This window comes from Mesorhizobium monacense, from assembly GCF_056781675.1.
Window position 1 is genome coordinate 4,696,678 of the sequence record NZ_CM165567.1, and the last position, 17,340, is coordinate 4,714,017.

A 17,340-nucleotide genomic window follows, 5' to 3' on the forward strand; every position below is an offset into this window, starting at 1 on the left:
ATGACCGTCCCGCTGCTGTCGCTGCGCGGCATCTCCAAGAGCTACGGCCAGATCCATGCAAATCGAGACATCGATCTGGATGTGGCTCCGCGCTCGATCCATGCGATCCTCGGGGAAAACGGAGCGGGCAAGTCGACGCTGATGAAGCTGATCTACGGCGTCGAGCAGCCAGACGCGGGAACAGCGATCTGGAAAGGAGAGTCCCTTGCGCTCGCGTCCCCGGCGGATGCGAGGCGCAAGGGGATCGGCATGGTCTTCCAGCATTTCTCGTTGTTCGAGACGCTGACGGTTGTGGAGAACGTCCGGCTGGTCGTGCCCGGGAGGAAATCGGACCTTGCGCAAGGCATCCGCAAGCTCGGTCGCGACTTCGGCCTGGAGGTCGATCCGCTCGCTCATGTGCACGCGCTCTCGGTTGGAGAGCGGCAGCGGGTGGAAATCATCCGCTGCCTGATGACCGAACCGCAGCTCCTGATCCTCGACGAACCGACCTCCGTCCTGCCACCGCAATCGGTGGAGAAGCTTTTCGAGACATTGCGGCGGCTGCGCGACGGCGGCGTGTCCATTCTTTTCATCTCTCACAAGCTGGAGGAAATCCGCGCGGTATGCGACCGCGCGACCATCCTGCGCGGCGGTCGCATCACAGGAAATGTGGATCCCCGCGGCCACGACGCACACGACCTCGCCCGCATGATGATCGGCCGCGACATGCCGAAGCCCATGCCGGCTATTGCACATTCCGGCGGGGAAAAGCGCCTTGAAATCGTCGGCCTCGACCATCGGCCCGACGATCCCTTCGCCGCTGAGCTTTCCGACGTCAGCCTGACGGTCCGGGCGGGCGAGATTCTCGGAATCGCTGGCATCTCGGGCAACGGGCAGAGCGAGCTCGCCGCGCTAATCTCAGGCGAGACGATGCTGCCGCGCGAGAAGTCCGATCGCATCTACATGATGGGAAAGGATGTTGGCGCGCTCAATGCGGCGGCCCGCCGCCGGCTGGGCTTCGCTTTCGTTCCGGAGGAAAGGCTCGGCCGCGGCGCGGTGCCGGAAATGTCTCTCGTCCTCAACAGCCTCCTGACCGCCCATCCGTTCGGCTTGTTGAAACGCGGCCTTGTCGACACTGCCCGTGCCAAAGCCTTCACCGAGGACTGCATCCGGCAAAACGACGTGCGCACGCCCGGTTGCGAAGCGGAGGCCGGCGCGCTTTCGGGAGGCAATCTCCAGAAGTTCATCGTGGGACGCGAGATCATGCTGTCCCCTAAATTGCTGTTTGTCGCACAGCCCACCTGGGGCGTGGACGTCGGCGCCGCATCCGCCGTCCGCCAGCGCCTTGTCGCCCTGCGCAACGAAGGCATGGGCATCCTGGTCATCTCGGAGGAACTGGAGGAACTGTTCGAGCTTTGCGATGCGATCCAGGTGATCCATCAGGGCCGGCTGAGCCCGCCGCTGGTGACCCGCGACACCAGAGCCGAGGAGATCGGCCGATACATGATCGGCGCGCATTCGACCGCCGAAAAGGTTCCTGCATGAGCGCCCTGTCCCGGCCGTTCCTTCCCGTTCTGGTACGCCGGGAACACGCCTCGCTTGCAATCAAGCTGGTCGCCCCGCCAGCCGCGCTCGGCGTGGCGACGCTGCTCAATCTCGGGCTCTACCTCCTGATGGGCCGCGATCCGGTCGCCGTTTTCCAAGCGATGCTTCTGGAGCCCTTCCTGTCCTGGGCCTCGTTCTCGGAAGTCCTGCTCAAGATGGGGCCGCTGCTGCTGATTGCGCAGGGGCTTGCCATCGGCTTTCGCGCAAAGATCTTCAACATCGGCGCCGAGGGCCAGTTCATTCTCGGCGCAATCTTCGCGTCGGCCATTCCCATTTGGCTCCCGCAGGCAACCGGCCAGTGGATTTGGCCTGCGATGCTCGTCCTCGGCGCACTGGGCGGCGCGCTTTGGGCCTCGCTCACGGCGTTCTGGCGCGTGCGGCTCAACGCAAACGAGATTCTCGTATCACTCATGCTGGCGCTCGTTGCCGCGCAACTTCTCAACTATCTGCTTCTAGGCCCCTGGAAGGATCCGGCCGGCTTCAACTTCCCACAGTCGGTGATGTTCCAGTACGACGCGACGGTGCCGATCCTGATCCCCGGCACCCGCGTCAACGTCTCGCTGCTCATCGCCTTCGCGTTCTCCCTCGCGGCCTGGGTCTTCATGCAGAGGAGTTTCGCTGGCTACAAGCTGCAGGTCGGCGGCCTTGCTCCGCGCGCGGCCGCATACGCCGGCTTCAACGAAGGACGCGCGATCTGGCTTTCCCTCCTCATCGGTGGCTTCGCGGCGGGCCTCGCCGGGGCAGCGGAGGTGGCCGGGCCACTCGGCCAATTGCAGCGCTCCATCTCGACCGGTTACGGCTATGCCGCCATCATCGTTGCGTATCTCGGCGGCCTTCACCCGATAGGCATCATTTTTTCCGCGCTGCTCATGGCGGCCCTCTATATTGGCGGCGACAACGCCATGGTCTCGGCAAATCTGCCGGTCGCCGCGGTCCGGGTCTTTCAGGGCAGCCTGTTGCTCGCCTATCTCGTCGCGATTGCCTTCGTCCGATACCGGCTCGAACGGCGCCATGCTGCTCACGGAAGCACTCCATGAATGCCCTCGAGTTCATCGTCGCCGGAACGCTGGCGGCGGCCACGCCGTTCCTTTTGGCCGCGCTGGGCGAAATGGTGGCCGAGCGGGCCGGCGTCCTCAATCTCGGCGTAGAGGGAATGATGGCCATAGGGGCGGTCGTCGCCTTCATCATCGTCTATCACGGCGGCGGTCACCTCCTGGGTTTCCTCGCCGCGGGCCTCGCCAGCGCGGCTCTTTCCCTTGTCTTTGCCGTCATCGCGCTGGGGTTCCGCGCGAACCAGGTCGCAGTGGGACTCGCCATAGGCATACTCGGCCAAGGCCTCTCGGCACTGTTCGGCAAGAGCTATGAGAGCCTCACGGTCAAAGGCCTACCGAAGCTTTCATTGCCCTGGCTTTCAGATATCCCGGTCATCGGCGGCCTGTTCGCCCAGGACGTCATCGTGTGGCTCTCGCTGGCCGCGACCGTCGCCATCTGGGCGGTATTCGTCTACAGCAAGACCGGCCTTGTCGTGCGCGCCGTCGGCGAAAATCCCAAGGCGGCCTATGCGCTCGGCTATCCGGTAATCGCCGTGCGTTTCGCCGCCGTCGCTTTCGGCGGCGCGTTTGCAGGGTTCGCCGGTGCCTACGCGGCCGTGGTCTACACGCCGCTGTGGGCCGATGGCATGATTGCCGGGCGCGGTTGGATCGCGATCGCGCTCGTCGTCTTCGGCACCTGGCTCACCAGCCGTATCTTCCTCGGCGCCTGCCTCTTCGGCGCCGTCTCCCTGGCAAGCCTGGCGGCCCAGGCGACCGGACTGGACGTTTCCTCGCAACTTCTATCGAGCCTGCCTTATCTCGTGACAATCGTCGTGCTGGGCATCATTTCTTCGAACCGACGTCTGCTCAAGCTCAACGGCGTGGCATCGCTGGGAGAGCCTTTCGAACAATAGTGTCGCACGCCGCCCGGGCGGCAATAACCCGACATCTGAGCGCAGGCCGCACCGTCCCTGGGGCATGAAGGGCTGCACGCAATCCTCAAGACCATGCCTCGAAGCGGTTGGCAGCTAGGATATGGCAATCGTAAGCGTTGGGCGTTCGCAATCGAGCCAGGTTGTTGAGCGTTGTCAGATCAGCAATGACAACGTCAGCGGCAATCCATGTCGGCTTGCGGGTAATGAGGATTTCGAGTTCAGCGTCCGAAATGCGGCGCATTGTTGCCATTCGGTAGAAGATAAATGCGGTCAGCGAGTGGCTGGGTCAGCTTCTTGAATCAATTTGGGCGAACCGCTTCGTAACCCATTGACAAGTAACGATTATGTTAGTCGCTGAGGGACGTCGTCTTTTCAACAAAAACAATCAGTTAGCGGGTGGTTCGCCCAACCATACCCTTCGTATGTTCTCGTATGGTCTGGCGAACCCAAGGACAACGAGGAGGAATGAACCTCGTGCTGCGGCCATTGTCTGCACGATAGTTGTCCGGACAGATGACCATAGCGATTTGGCTGAACGGCTCTGTAAAAAGACGGTGTCCCTGTCCAGCGCCCTTAAATGCGTCGGCACACAAACCCGACCAGTGAAATAGCCGAGCCAGATTCTCGACATCTGGCCTTTGTCCCTGCGCCATGAGGATCAGTGTTGAAGCGCTGACTCCCGAAAGGTCAGCGACTTGCTTCCAGTTCAGTTTTCTATCCGACTTCTTTCGATCCAGCGCCTTCAAAAACGCCTGTGTGTTGAACTCAGATCGCGTCATCCAGTCCACTCCTTCAAACAAGGTATGAATCTATATCGAGACTCGAGCCCAACGCACGAAGACGAGCCGTATTGGAGAAAAAGACGCATCCTGTTTGCCTGCCCTCGACACTTTTGACGTAACCAAGCACCACGTCGTTCGTCGCGACTGCCTTCGAACCCCGGAAGTAAGGACTGTACAGCGGAGAGGACTCTCTTCGCCTTAGACGCCCAACGGTTCAAGCGAACGGCGAAGCTGCGCTTCCTGATCTGCCGATAGCTTTCTCAATGGGCTGCGAACATTTCCTGTTCCGTAGCCGCGCAGTTGCGCCGCTCGAAGTACCGACGGCGTATAGGGCGACCTCCAGATAACGAGCAACGAGGGCAACATGCGCTGCCAGAGCGCTAGCGCCTGTTCGTATTCCTTGCGGTCAACCAATTTATATAACTCGACCGCTTCGGAGGGCATGTAATTCGCACCACCCCATATGACTCCGCGTGCCCCGGCCATCAATGCGTAGAGCGTGGTGGTGTCGCAGCCATTGAGGACCGTTCCGCCTGTCTGCAGATACTCCTGGTGGACAGTAAAGTCCCCTGCACTGTCCTTGATGTAGTTGAAATTCTTCAACTGGCTCAGGCGCTCAAACAGCTGTGGTGAAACCGAAATACCGGTGGCCTGTGGGATGTTGTAGCCGACCAGGTCGATCCCTACTTCAGCATCGATTGCTTTGTAGAAGTCGAATATTCCCTGCTCATCACTCGGGCCCTCCAGGTAGGGCGGCAGAACCATCAATGCGTCGGCACCGACGGACTCCGCCTGACGCGACCTTCTGATGACTTCGTCCATATTCAAAGCGGAGGTCTGGCAAATGACGTTGCAGCGACCAGCTATTCGCCTTGCACCTACTTCGTAGAGGCGGTTGCACTCGGCCTCGGTAAGATAGGGATGTTGCCCGGTCCCTGCGCCAAGCACCAGCCCGTGAACACCTGCGGCGACGTACTTCTCGATCAGATCCTCGAAAATCGAATAGTTGATCGCACCATTCTCATCGAACGGTGTTTGCATTGCCAGATTTATGCCCTTCAGGTCCGCCATGATCTCTCTCGTTGTATCTAGACTTCAGCTCCGGCCTGTCGGAAACGGACCGCGGTTACGATTCGAACGCCCATCGCTGTGACAGGCTTGGGATAGGGCTTGCTGGGACTTGCGCGCGTCTTGAGGATGTCGACTACCGGCGACGATCGCCCCGACGCCAGATCGGCTATGGCCTTGCCGAAGGCAGTTCCTCGCGCGACGCCTGTGCCGTTGCAGAATGCGGCGCCGTAGACCTTCTCCGCCAACTCGCCGAAGACCATTCCACCATTTTGCGCGAGAGTAAGAAGGCCACCCCAACTGGCCTCGAAGCCGATCGAGGAGAGCTCCGGCCACCGCCGATCGAACGCGATCTGCTGCTGCACCCGAGCCTTCATCACGTCCTGCGTGGTGGTCTTGAAGTCCGTCGCATAGGAATAGACGTTGCGAAGGAAAAGCCGGTTGTCGATCGTGCGACGAACCGTCGTGCCGAAGCTGTTGGCTGGGATAAGCCCGTAGGCTCTCTTGTTCCCCACCTGCGAAAGCTCACTCTCGGTGAGCCGTCGTGTCATGCTCGCAAATGTGTACAGCGGTATGGCGCGGTTGTCGAAGAAACCGAACTTCGTCAGATAGCCTGACGCGCAGATGATGACCTTCGAAGCCCTGATTGTTCCGGCGGGCGTCTCGCAGATGTGCTTCGGCGCCCCGAACTGCACCGCCACGATGGGGGTGTTTTCGTGAACGGTGACGTTCGCGGGCAGGCGCCTTGTCGCATTCTGGAGATACTTCGCAGGCTGAACCAAGACGGTGCCGGGATGATGCAGGGCTTTGATGTAATGCTTGCTTCCTGTGATCGCCTGGATTTCGGGGGTCTCGACCCAGCTGTAGTTCTGCCCAAGCTTATCCAGCGCCTGCGAAAAGCGGTGCAGATCCTCCACACCGTGAGCGGTGGCCGCGCTGTGGTATTTTCCCTGCGCGTCCCAGTCGCAATCGACCCCATGCTCTTCGACAGCGCTTCGGATGTAGGCGATCCCGTCCAGGTTAACGAACAGCTCTTCCTTGTTCCCCTTGATGTCTTCGACGAAATCGAGCTTCCGAGGATTGTGCGCGAGATCGATGACGAAACCCATGCAACGTCCGGATGCATTGTTCCCAATGCGGCCGGCGTCTACCAGGACAACCGAAGACTGCGGGTTGAGTTCGGCAAATCGGCGGGCCGCGTGCAGCCCCATCCAGCCACCGCCAATCACGAGGCAATCACAAGCAATGTCGCCTTGCTGCGGCAGCAGCGCCAACTCCGGTCCGGCCGCAGTGTACCAGCCGGACACAGTCGGCTCGGGATGGGGTGGCTGAACGACTTTGCGCTTTTTCGTCATGGTTTGGTTGAACGAATTCACTGCCAACTCGCTGAGTTAAGGCGACCGATTACGAAGGCTTGGCAACAATCCGGGGTCGCGTTGTTTCCTCATCGAATAGACCAGTTGGCGGGCGTCTCGTAGACGGAAAAGATAGCATCTGATATAGACCTGCTTCATGTCAAAGCTTCGTAGCCTGGTTCCCTCGACGCATTCGCTCTTTGTCTTCGAAGCGGCTGCCCGCACCCTAAGTTTCAAAAGCGCAGCCAGTGAGCTCAACGTGACGCAACCGAGCGTCTCGCACTCGATCAAGTCGTTCGAGAAGCATTGCGGGACCGCGCTCTTTACCCGTGACAATCGAGGGGTGGAGCTGACGGAGGCTGGCAGGCAACTCTACGACGAAGTGCGCACGAGTTTCCGCCGTCTGGAACAGCGACTTGAGACCATCTCAGATCGCGGAACGAAGTACATCACTTTTGCTGCGTCGACATCTCTGGCAGCACATTGGCTAGCGCCTCAGCTCTATCATTTCCAGGAAGAGCATCCCGACGTTAAGATCAAGGTTGTCGCCACCGATCGGGATATCGAGCCCGATCACGAAGTGGACGTCACCGTATGGGTGCGGCCACGGGATTTTGACAGAACCAACAGTTGGTTCGTCTGCGACGAGATCATTTTCCCCGTCTGCTCCCCCGCATATCTTCTGGCGCACCCCGCTCCCCAGAGCGTCGATGAGCTGGTTCGACACCAGCTCATTCATTCGTCCGATGCCTTTCGCCGGCGAATGAGCTGGCCCGAATGGGTCGCGCTTGCAGGCGGAGATCCCAGCGAGACGAAACCGAATATTGTATTCAATGACTATCAGCTGACGCTTCAAGCAGCTCTTGCCGGCGAAGGAATCTCGCTGGGATGGTCCCTGACCGCCCAACACCTGCTCAAAAACCGCCTGCTGGTTCGGCCCATCGCGACCGAGATCAAGACCGACCGCGCCTTCTTCCTGTTGTCCAATGGCGATGCAGGCAAAAACAAGAGGTGCAAGGTACTTGTAGACTGGTTCCTCGCGCAGTCGCAGGAATTGCGCCCTTAGACAGCTACCGGCACCGCTGCCTCGGTTCGCGTACCCACCCCGCCGCGTCGCCTTTCGGGTGTCCCTACCAGGTAACGAGTGCCTGCGCAGTCGACCCAGGTATAAACTGAGTTTAACGCCAGCGAAACCTTTTACGAGTCCTCAGGGCGCTCACAGGACCCTACTATCAACGTCAATAAGCAGGGCCGCGTTCCGTAAGTGGACCGAGGAAAGTTCTGTCGACGGGGACCTTTTGCGCCCCTCTGGGAAAACACGATGATGGACACTGATACTCCCGTAATCCGACGCCGCGGAGGACGCGCGTCGGTGGTAGCTGCCCGGGAAGCAGAGAGGAGGCCTCGCGTCTCGACCATCAAGTACGGCATTCGGCCTGTGGAGGCCGTCACTGCTGAGCAGCTTGAGCGCATTCACCAGGCTTCGTTGGCGATCCTGCGCGAAATCGGAATCGAATTCCGGGATGAAACGGCGATCCGGCAATGGAAGGAGGCTGGCGCCGATGTCCAAGGCCAGCGCGTGCGCCTCGATGGCGAGATGCTGATGCATCTTATCTCGAAGGCGCCATCCCGCTTTGAGATGACCTCTCGCGATCCGTCACAGCGTTTCGAGATCGCGCCAGACACAATGACTTTCAGCGCCATGCAAGGCGCGCCAAACGTCCGGGATCTTGAGGGTGTGCGACGCGCATCCACGATCGAGGACCTCCGGAACATGAACCGGCTGACCCAGATGCTGCCTGGGTTCCATATCGCCGGCGGGTTCACCTGTGAGCCGACCGACATCGCCGTTCCATGGCGCCATCTGCACATCAACCATTCGAGTCTGGTGGAAACGAACATGCCGTTCTTCGGTCTGACGACCGGGAAGCAGCGAGCCGATGACTCGATCGCCATGGGACAGATCGTCCACGGCAAGGCCTTTATGGATCAGAACGCGGTGATGCTCGGTCACGTGTCGGGAAACTCACCGCTGGTCTGGGATTCGACCATGCTGGAAGGGCTACGCGCTTTCGTCGAGGCAAACCAGGTCGTCCTGCTGTCGCCGTTTGTGCTCGGCGCCGCAAACACTCCCGCTGACATCCCGGCCACAATCGCCCAGTTGAACGCCGAGGCACTCGCAGCGCTCGCCTACACCCAGTTGGTCAGGCCCGGCGCCAAAATGATCTATGGGCAATATTCAGTCTCGGTGTCGATGCGCAGCGGCGCCCCGATGTCCGGCATGCCCGAAGTCACCCTGATCAACGCCGTCATCGGCCAACTGGCAAGGCGGTATGGTTTGCCGTGGCGCACGACTGCATCCCAGTCGTCCGCCAAGACCTTTGATGCTCAGTCCGGATACGAGTCGGCGATTGCCTACATGTCGGGGGCGAGCGCATGCGCGAACCTGATGATGCATGCGGGCGGCTGGGACGAGGCCGGTCTCGTATGCTGCATGGGGAAGTTTGTCGCCGATGGCGAACAGAACCTGCTGATCGAAAAATACGCGCAGGGGATTTCGTTCGAGCATTTCGACGACGCTCTCAAGGCCGTGCGGCGCATCGGTCCCGGCGGCCACTATCTCGGAGATTCCTTCACGCTCAAGCGCTTCAAGGACGCATTCTTCGCGCCGGAGATTCTCGATTACCTCAGCTACGAGCAGTGGAAGGTCAAAGGCTCCAAGGATATGGCGCAGCGCTGCCGTGAGAAGGCGAAATCGATCATCGCGAGTTACGAGCAGCCGCATATGGATCCAGCCGTGCGCGAGGAACTCGATGCATTCGTGGCGCAACGCCAGGAGGAAATCTCGCCAAGCCTCGCCTAGGCATCCGCCCAAGAGCCCACGCGATCAATATCCGGGAACAACTAACAAGGGAGAAGAAAATGGGACTGTTCAGAAGCAATGGGAATCACGTTCCGGCTGCCATCGAACAGATGGCGAGCGACGTCAAAGCCGGACAAATGGACCGGCGCGAGTTTCTCGCGCTTGCGAGCACGTTCGGGGCCTCGGCTGCAATGGCCTACGGCTTGATTGGCGTAGCATTGCCCCAGCCCGCACGCGCCGCCGAGCCAAAGAAGGGCGGGACCCTGCGTGTGTCCATGCCCGTCAAGGCGCAGAAAGACCCACGTACCTATGACTGGGTGGAACTTGCCAACATTTCTCGCTGCTGGCTCGAGCCGCTGGTTCGCTACACACACGAATTCACGTTTGAACCTGTCCTGCTGGAAAGCTGGGAGGTCAATGACGAAGCCACCGAATATGTCTTCCATGTCCGAAAGGGTGTTACCTGGAACAATGGCGACGCTTTCGACGCCGATGACGTAGTCCTCAACATCACCCGCTGGTGCGAGAAGGGCGTCTCCGGCAATTCGATGGCCGCGCGCGTCGGAGGGCTGATCGATGCCAAGACCGGCAAGGCAAGAGATGGAGCTATCGTCAATGTCGATGACCATACCGTCAAGCTCAAGCTGAGCGAGCCGGACATCGCCATCATCGCGAACTTCACCGACTACCCCGGACTGATCGTCCATCGCAATTTCGATGCCGGCGGCGCTGACCCGGTCGCAAAGCCGATCGGAACGGGGGCATTCGAACTGGTATCCTATGCGGTTGGCAGCAAGGCTGAAGTCAAACGCCGCGAGAATGGCAAATGGTGGGGCGGCGAAGCTCTGCTGGATGGCGTGCAATTCATCGACTATGGCACCGACTTCCAGGCAACGGTGGCTGCCTTCGACTCCGGTGAGATCGACGTCAATATGGAGACGCCGGCTGACTTCATCGACATCCTGGACAAGATGGACGTGGTCAAATCGGAGGTCGCTACCGCAACAACTCTGGTGTGCCGCACCAACACGACCAACAAACCATATGACAACAAGAAGGTCCGTAACGCGCTGCAGATGGCGGTCGACAACAACACTATCCTTCAACTCGGCTATGCAGGACGGGGAACGGTCGGCGAAAACCATCATGTCAGCCCGATCCACCCGGAATATTTTGCCCTGCCTAAGAAAAGCCGGGACGTCGAGGGCGCGAAGAAACTCATTGCTGAATCCGGAAATGCCGACTTCGAGCACGAGCTGATTTCGATCGACGAAGACTGGCAGAAGAGCACCGGTGACGCCATTGCGGCGCAGCTTCGAGAGGCCGGCATCAAGGTCAAGCGCACGGTGCTTCCGGGTTCGACTTTCTGGAACGACTGGGCGAAGTATCCCTATTCGCTGACCGTCTGGTACATGCGGCCGCTCGGGGTTCAGGTCCTAGCGCTGGCTTATCGCACTGGCGAGGCTTGGAATGAGACTGCTTACGCAAACCCCGACTTCGATGCCAAGCTCAAAAAGGCGTTCTCGGTCAGCGACGCCGCCAAGCGGAAGGAACTGATGAAGGACATCGAAGATGTGCTTCAGGATTCTGGGGTCATCATCCAGCCGTTCTGGCAAAGCCTCTTCGGCCACATGAACAAAAAAGTTCAGAACTATGCAATCCACCAGACTTTCCAGATGGATTTGCAGAAAGTCTGGCTGGCAGCCTAGCAGACTCCCAAGGCTCCAACCGGAAGCCTGGTCGGTGCCCCATCGAGCATGGGGTGCCGACCTCCTTTGAACTATGCTTGAGGCGACCCAACATGGCCGACGACGAGATCATCCTTTCCGAGCTTTCCGACGACGAGTTGGTGCAGCAGATGCACGACGACCTCTATGACGGGTTGAAGGACGAGATCGAGCAAGGCACCAACATCCTGATTGAGCGCGGCTGGGTGCCTTACAATGTGCTGACCGAGGCGCTGGTCGAAGGCATGCGCATCGTCGGCGAGGATTTTCGCGACGGCATCCTGTTCGTTCCCGAGGTGCTGCTGTCGGCCAACGCCATGAAGGCCGGCATGTTCATCCTGCGCCCGTTGCTGGCCGCCACCGGCGCGCCGAAGCAGGGCAAGATGGTGATCGGCACCGTCAAGGGCGACATTCACGACATCGGCAAGAACCTCGTCGGCATGATGATGGAAGGCGCTGGCTTCGACGTCATCGATCTCGGCATCAACAATGCGGTCGAGAAATACATGGCAGCGATTGAAGAGCACCAGCCCGACATCATCGGCATGTCGGCGCTTTTGACCACGACCATGCCCTACATGAAGGTCGTCATCGACACGATGAAGGAAAAGGGCATCCGCGACGACTATGTCGTCCTCGTTGGCGGCGCGCCGCTCAACGAGGAATTCGGGAAGGCCGTCGGCGCCGATGCCTATTGCCGCGACGCCGCGGTGGCGGTCGAGACCGCCAAGGACTTCATGAAGCGCAAGCACAACGTCCGCGGTTGATAGCGGCGGTGTCCATCCTGCAAGACGCTGGTGCCAACGCCCCGCCCGATGTTGATGTCCGTCAACGAGGATGTATCACCTTATGAATGCGCCATTTTCAGCAGGAGACAGTTCGCGAATCGAGGGATGGGATCCCAGCCGGCAGGTAATCGACACTCACGACGTGTATCGCGTTGTCATTCTTGCACTTCCGGGATTTTCCCAGCTCGGCCTTTCATCCTTCGTTGATCCGCTTCGCCTGGCAAATTCGATCTCCGGACGATCCGCCTTCGAGTGGACGATTGCGAGCCCGGATGGCCAGCCAGTCGAATGCGCCAGCGGGTTCATCCTTTCGGTCGGCAGTAATTTTGCCGGCACTGAAGAAGGCATTCAGTCCCGCAAGGGACCAAGCATGGTCATCGTCTGCGCAGGCGAGCCGGTCCAAAAGCAGATGTCGACTTCCCTCACCAAGATTCTTCGGCTTTGTAAGCGGCACGGAGTTCCAATCGCGGCGTTGGGTACCGCGACTTGGCTGCTGGCGGAAAGTGGATTACTCGACGATACCGCTTGCACAATCCATTGGGACAAGAGGGCCGCCCTCTCGGAAAAGTTCGGCCGCCTCCAGGTTACCGACCAACTGTTCGTTCGCGATCCTCACCTCCTGACTTGCGCAGGAGAATTCGCGTCCTTCGACCTCGTTATGGAGCTGATCAGCGAGCGCCTTGGCAGAGACATCGCGTTGGCTGTCTGCCGACATACGACTGCCGGCCATTGGCGTCCCGCTTCAGATAGACAATCGACCGTCAATGCTGGTGAAACCGGCATCTGCAAGTCGCTTGCAGACGTCATTCAAATCATGGAGGAGCATATTGAGGATCCACTGCCGCTCCGCTACATCGCAAAATGCGTCGGCCGCTCTCAGCGTCAGATCGAACGGCTTTTCCAGCAGTCAACTACGTGGTCTCCCATGCGATTCTATCTGCATTTGAGACTTAGCCGCGCCAAGCGTCTCATCGAACCGACAGAATTGCCCGTTGTCGAGATTGCAATCGCATGCGGTTTCGCGTCGGCCTCGCATTTTTCAAAATGCTTCCGCCAGGCCTTCGGCCTCAATCCAAGCGCTTGTCGAGGCTGATAGCTTATAAGTCCAAGATGAATTGACCCGCCTTCAGCAGCGCGGAGTCCCGAGCCAACTCCAGCAATCCGGCAGTACACCGACGCATCTTCAGCAGTAGGAACCATCAATAATGTCGTCGTTTTCGGTCGCGAAGAACAAAATTGATCCGACGCGCCGGGCGACGGCGCTGAAGCCGGATGGAACCATAGACGAAAACGATCGGGTGGAGATCGGACCGACAGATGTCGCTTTCGCCGAGTGGGCAACGCTAGGCCTCATTTCTCCAAACCTGGAACGGATGAGGAAAACCCGTCTAGACCGCATCGTGCAGCAGCTGCGCCAACGGGATTACGCCGGCGTGCTTTGTTTCGATCCGCTGAACATTCGATATGCGAGCAATTCCTCGAACATGCATATCTGGATTATGCACAACCCGTCGCGAGCTGTGTTCGTGTCTGCTGATGGCTATGTCGTTCTCTGGGACTTTCACCGCTGCAGTCATCTCTCGACGTACCTGCCGGTCATCAACGAAATCCGTGACGGGGGGGCGGGCTTCTACTATTTCGTTGCCGGAGATGCCGAAGAAGCAATCGCCAAACAATTCGCAGGGCAGATCGATGAACTCATGCGACGCTGCGCTGGCAAGAACCGCCGTCTTGCCGTCGACAAGATCGAAATTCCCGGTCTGCGCGCGATGGAAGCAGTCGGTATCGAGGTCTGCAACGGCATGCAGCTCATGGAGCACGCTAGGGCCATCAAGGGTGTCGACGAGATCAACGCTATGCGCTGCTCGCTAGCCACATGCGAAATCGCTGTCGGCAAAATGCGCGAGCGTTTGCGACCCGGCATAGCGGAAACTGAATTGTGGTCCGTTCTTCATGCCGAAAACATTGCCCGCGGCGGCGAGTGGATCGAAACGCGCATTTTGACCTCCGGCCCACGCACGAACCCGTGGATGCAAGAGGCCGGTCCTCGACGCATAGTGCCAGGGGATCTGGTCGCCTTCGACACCGACATGGTCGGGCCTTATGGCATGTGTGCGGATTTTTCGCGCACTTGGTATTGCGGCGACGGCAAGCCAACCGACGAACAGCGAAGGCTACACGCCATCGCGTACGAGCACGTAATGACCAACATGGCCATGCTCAAACCTGGAGTATCATTCAACGAACTAACCGAGCGCGGCCACAAGCTCCCTGCCGAGTTCGTGGATCAGCGATATGGCGTCATGATGCATGGCATCGGTCTATGCGATGAGTATCCCGCGATCCTCTATCCTCAAGACTTTATCCCTGGAGCATTTGACTATGTTCTCGAGCCGGGGATGACGTTGTGCGTTGAGGCCTATATCGGTGCCGTTGGTGGCCGTGAAGGCGTGAAGCTCGAAGAGCAGGTTTTGATCACGGACAACGGTTTTGAAAACCTGACAAAATGCCCATTTGATCGAGCTTTGATGATCTAGGATTGTCCGGCTGTGCAACTGTTCGTCGATTAGCCGTTAGCCGCTTTTGGGGCAATCGCGACCGCCCCTCGGTAATTGCCGCTCTTGGGATCTGGCGTCAGTCGGCAATAGGTCCGAAATGAGGTGCAAAGCTGTGGCATGGAAAGGTCTCTGCGCTGTCCTGAGGAACGAAACCCGGATGGCCCGCTCCGCTGTTATCGACCATCTTCAGCCGTTGGAGATGCCGGACGAGATCGTGTGGCCGACGCGGCGCAGTAAGCGCCGCCTCGACTAGTCGTTCCCTAAACGAGAGATACGACCACAGCCACTTCCATAGCCTACCACGCGTAGGCCCCCGGAGCTTCGCCGCCGGGGCCTGGCCAAATTTCGTCCAGCCTCGTCAGCGTGTCCTTCGAGAGATTCAGCGAGGGTGCCTTCAAGTTCTCGCGGAGCTGAACCACCGCCCGGGGGCCGCTGATCACCGCACTGACAATGGGATTGTGAAGCAACCACGCGAGGGCCACGAGGGCCGGCGCTTCGCCCAGTTCATCGCAGAGGGCTTCATAGGCTTCCAGTTGCGGGCGCAGTTCCACGATCCGCGTTTGAAGGTGCGTCGACGAGCCGTGCCCTTGGGCGACGCCGCGGAGCACGCCGCCGAGCAGCCCAGCGCCGATCGGTCCATAGGGGATGAGCCCTACCCCGTAGTGACGAAGCGCCGGAATCACCTCAAGCTCAATGGTACGCTGCGCGAGGTTGTAGAGGCTCTGCTCGGAGGCCAATCCCATCAGATTGCGCGACGCGGCTGTGCACTGGGCGGTGGCGATGTCCCAGCCGGCGAAGTTGCTGCTGCCCACGTAGGTGACCTTGCCCTCGCGGATCAGCTGCTCCATCGCCTGCCAGATTTCCTCCCACGGCGTGGCCCGGTCGACGTGATGCATCTGGTAGAGATCGATGTGATCGGTCTTCAGCCGCCGCAAACTGGCTTCGCAGGCGCGTCGGATGTGATAGGCAGACAAGCGGCGATCGTTGGGACCAGTATCCATCGGCTGGTAGACCTTCGTCGCCAATACAATCCGGTTGCGCCGGCCGCCCTGCGCGAGCCAACGGCCGATGATCTCCTCGGAGATGCCGTAGCCTTTCTCCATTTCGGGCGATTGGGGGCCACCATAAACATCCGCCGTGTCGAAGAGATTGATGCCGGCGTCGAGAGCTTCGTCCATGATCGTGACACTGTCCGACTCATCGATCTGCCAACCGAATTCCATCGTGCCGAGGGCTATTCGGCTGACCTTGATGCCCGTCCGGCCTAGCTGAGTGTAATTCATCGCAAAACGCCTTAGATTTGTTTCAGGATAACGATTTCTGCTCCCGTGTTTGTTCTCGGGCGGGTTTGAAAAAGACAGTTTGCGCTATGCCCCAATAGCGTCGGTCTGCGACGTGCCGATGACCAGGTTGTGTGCCAAGCAGACCGTCTGCTTGTGGAACGAGACTGCCCCTCTCGTCGATCAACTATAGGATGCCGCCGGAGCGCCAAAGCAGGATTCTTCCGGAACAACCCCCAGGCCAGGCCCGCTCGGAAGCCTGATATGTCCCTCTTCAACAGATACACCGCTGCTCTCGTCATAGTGGCCTTCGATATATGGAGCCGCGATCCAGACGCCCTCGTTCAGGCGCGGACTGACAGTCGCACCGATGTGAACACAGGCGGCGGCGAGGATGTCACCACCCCATGCATCGTCGCAAGTGTGCGGCATTGATCGTGCCTCGCAAAGATCACGCACCGTCGCCATTGCATGCAGACCACCAATGCGGGTGACCTTCATCCCAAAGCCGTCACATACTCCCTCTCCAATCGCACGGATCACAGTGGAAAGGTCCTCGGTGTTTTCGTCGAGATACACAGCGTGGTGTAGTTGATTGCGGATGGCCTTGATCTCTTCGAACGTATTGCACGGCTGTTCCAGGATGAACGGAACATCGAGGCATTCGCGACTAAGCCGGAGCGCATCACGCGTCGTCAGCGATCGATTGGCATCGGCCGCGAGCCGGACGCGTCCCCCGACGCGCTCCCAGACCTTGCGCGCTACAGCGATGTCGATCTCGACCGGTCTGCCGCCAATCTTCATCTGGAGGCGTGGGTAGCCTTCCGCCACACGCTCGGCTGCAATACGTGCGGTCTCGTCTGGTTCTCCTATACCCAACGCGTAATATGAAGGAACCCGTTCGGTCACGGCGCCGCCAAGGAGGTCGGCGACGCGCATGCCGAACTGCTTGCCCATGATATCGTATGCCGCCATATCCACGGCTGCCTTTGCATATCGGTGGCCATTAAGGAGGCCATCCATCCGGCGTCGAAGGGATACTGGCTGAAGTGGGTCGGCTCCGATCAGTCCCTGAGCCATCTCATCCAGTGCAGCCCGTGCACCTTTTGCATGATGCGGCTGATAGGTCGGGCCCACGGGGCAGGTTTCGCCCCAACCGATGAGACCATTGTCGGTCACGATCTTAACGATCGTCGTATCGAGCGCATACACCTTGACGCCGCCCATTGTGTAGGGGCCGTTCTTGACCGGCAGATCATGCGCGAAGACGTGAACTTCCTTGATTTTCATGTTCGTTCCGATGTGAAGGTAATGTTTTTTCGCGAGGCAGAGCGTGCGAACGTCGAGTTAAGCGATCGGCCCAAGGCGG

At 59.4% G+C, this 17,340-nt stretch carries 15 protein-coding genes; 9 read left to right on the forward strand and 6 right to left on the reverse strand.

From position 1 onward, the window contains the following. The 3 genes from AC1RUK_RS22655 to AC1RUK_RS22665 are packed head-to-tail and all read left to right on the forward strand — an operon-like array spanning position 1 to position 3,529. On the forward strand, positions 1-1,524 hold the full coding sequence (locus tag AC1RUK_RS22655) for an ABC transporter ATP-binding protein (protein WP_481838866.1): 1,524 nt from the start codon (positions 1-3) through the stop codon (positions 1,522-1,524). Continuing rightward, a complete protein-coding gene (locus AC1RUK_RS22660; protein WP_481838865.1) occupies positions 1,521-2,621 on the forward strand; it encodes an ABC transporter permease in 1,101 nt (366 codons plus the stop codon). The genes AC1RUK_RS22655 and AC1RUK_RS22660 overlap by 4 nt, the downstream gene beginning before the upstream one ends. After that, positions 2,618-3,529: an ABC transporter permease gene (locus tag AC1RUK_RS22665; protein ID WP_481838864.1), complete on the forward strand. Its 912-nt coding sequence runs from the start codon at positions 2,618-2,620 to the stop codon at positions 3,527-3,529. The genes AC1RUK_RS22660 and AC1RUK_RS22665 overlap by 4 nt, the downstream gene beginning before the upstream one ends. 85 nt (positions 3,530-3,614) lie before the next feature. Here the strand turns inward: AC1RUK_RS22665 and AC1RUK_RS22670 are convergent, their stop codons facing one another. The 4 genes from AC1RUK_RS22670 to AC1RUK_RS22685 all read right to left on the reverse strand — a co-directional run bounded on the left by AC1RUK_RS22670 (position 3,615) and on the right by AC1RUK_RS22685 (position 6,776). Continuing rightward, entirely contained in the window at positions 3,615-3,791 is a 177-nt protein-coding gene (locus AC1RUK_RS22670) for a hypothetical protein (protein ID WP_481838863.1), read from the reverse strand. A gap of 148 nt (positions 3,792-3,939) precedes the next feature. Further along, on the reverse strand, positions 3,940-4,329 hold the full coding sequence (locus AC1RUK_RS22675; protein WP_481838862.1) for a helix-turn-helix domain-containing protein: 390 nt from the start codon (positions 4,327-4,329) through the stop codon (positions 3,940-3,942). Positions 4,330-4,530: 201 nt separating this feature from the next. Then, positions 4,531-5,403, reverse strand: a complete 873-nt coding sequence (locus AC1RUK_RS22680) for a dihydrodipicolinate synthase family protein (RefSeq protein ID WP_481838861.1) — start codon at positions 5,401-5,403, stop codon at positions 4,531-4,533. A 17-nt stretch (positions 5,404-5,420) separates the two neighbouring features. Beyond that, the gene (locus tag AC1RUK_RS22685; RefSeq protein ID WP_481838860.1) at positions 5,421-6,776 is read right to left on the reverse strand and encodes an NAD(P)/FAD-dependent oxidoreductase; all 1,356 of its coding nucleotides are present in this window, start codon (positions 6,774-6,776) and stop codon (positions 5,421-5,423) included. Positions 6,777-6,912: 136 nt separating this feature from the next. Between AC1RUK_RS22685 and AC1RUK_RS22690 the strand changes: the two genes are divergently transcribed. The 6 genes from AC1RUK_RS22690 (at position 6,913) to dddP (ending at position 14,670) form a co-directional block, all read left to right on the forward strand. Further along, positions 6,913-7,821, forward strand: a complete 909-nt coding sequence (locus AC1RUK_RS22690) for a LysR substrate-binding domain-containing protein (protein ID WP_481840112.1) — start codon at positions 6,913-6,915, stop codon at positions 7,819-7,821. 255 nt (positions 7,822-8,076) lie between these two features. After that, entirely contained in the window at positions 8,077-9,618 is a 1,542-nt protein-coding gene (locus AC1RUK_RS22695; RefSeq protein ID WP_481838858.1) for a trimethylamine methyltransferase family protein, read from the forward strand. A gap of 59 nt (positions 9,619-9,677) precedes the next feature. After that, positions 9,678-11,327, forward strand: a complete 1,650-nt coding sequence (locus AC1RUK_RS22700; RefSeq protein ID WP_481838857.1) for an ABC transporter substrate-binding protein — start codon at positions 9,678-9,680, stop codon at positions 11,325-11,327. A 92-nt stretch (positions 11,328-11,419) separates the two neighbouring features. Next, entirely contained in the window at positions 11,420-12,112 is a 693-nt protein-coding gene (locus AC1RUK_RS22705) for a corrinoid protein (protein WP_481838856.1), read from the forward strand. Between the two features lie 82 nt (positions 12,113-12,194). After that, complete coding sequence (locus AC1RUK_RS22710; RefSeq protein WP_481838855.1) at positions 12,195-13,226, forward strand: GlxA family transcriptional regulator; 1,032 nt, start codon at positions 12,195-12,197, stop codon at positions 13,224-13,226. Between the two features lie 112 nt (positions 13,227-13,338). Next, positions 13,339-14,670 (forward strand): dimethylsulfonioproprionate lyase DddP, encoded by a 1,332-nt coding sequence (gene dddP / locus AC1RUK_RS22715; protein WP_481840113.1) that lies wholly within the window; start codon positions 13,339-13,341, stop codon positions 14,668-14,670. Positions 14,671-14,987: 317 nt separating this feature from the next. Here the strand turns inward: dddP and AC1RUK_RS22720 are convergent, their stop codons facing one another. Next, entirely contained in the window at positions 14,988-15,974 is a 987-nt protein-coding gene (locus AC1RUK_RS22720) for an aldo/keto reductase (protein WP_481838853.1), read from the reverse strand. 180 nt (positions 15,975-16,154) lie between these two features. Then, positions 16,155-17,261: a mandelate racemase/muconate lactonizing enzyme family protein gene (locus AC1RUK_RS22725; protein ID WP_481838852.1), complete on the reverse strand. Its 1,107-nt coding sequence runs from the start codon at positions 17,259-17,261 to the stop codon at positions 16,155-16,157. Positions 17,262-17,340 lie beyond the last annotated feature (79 nt).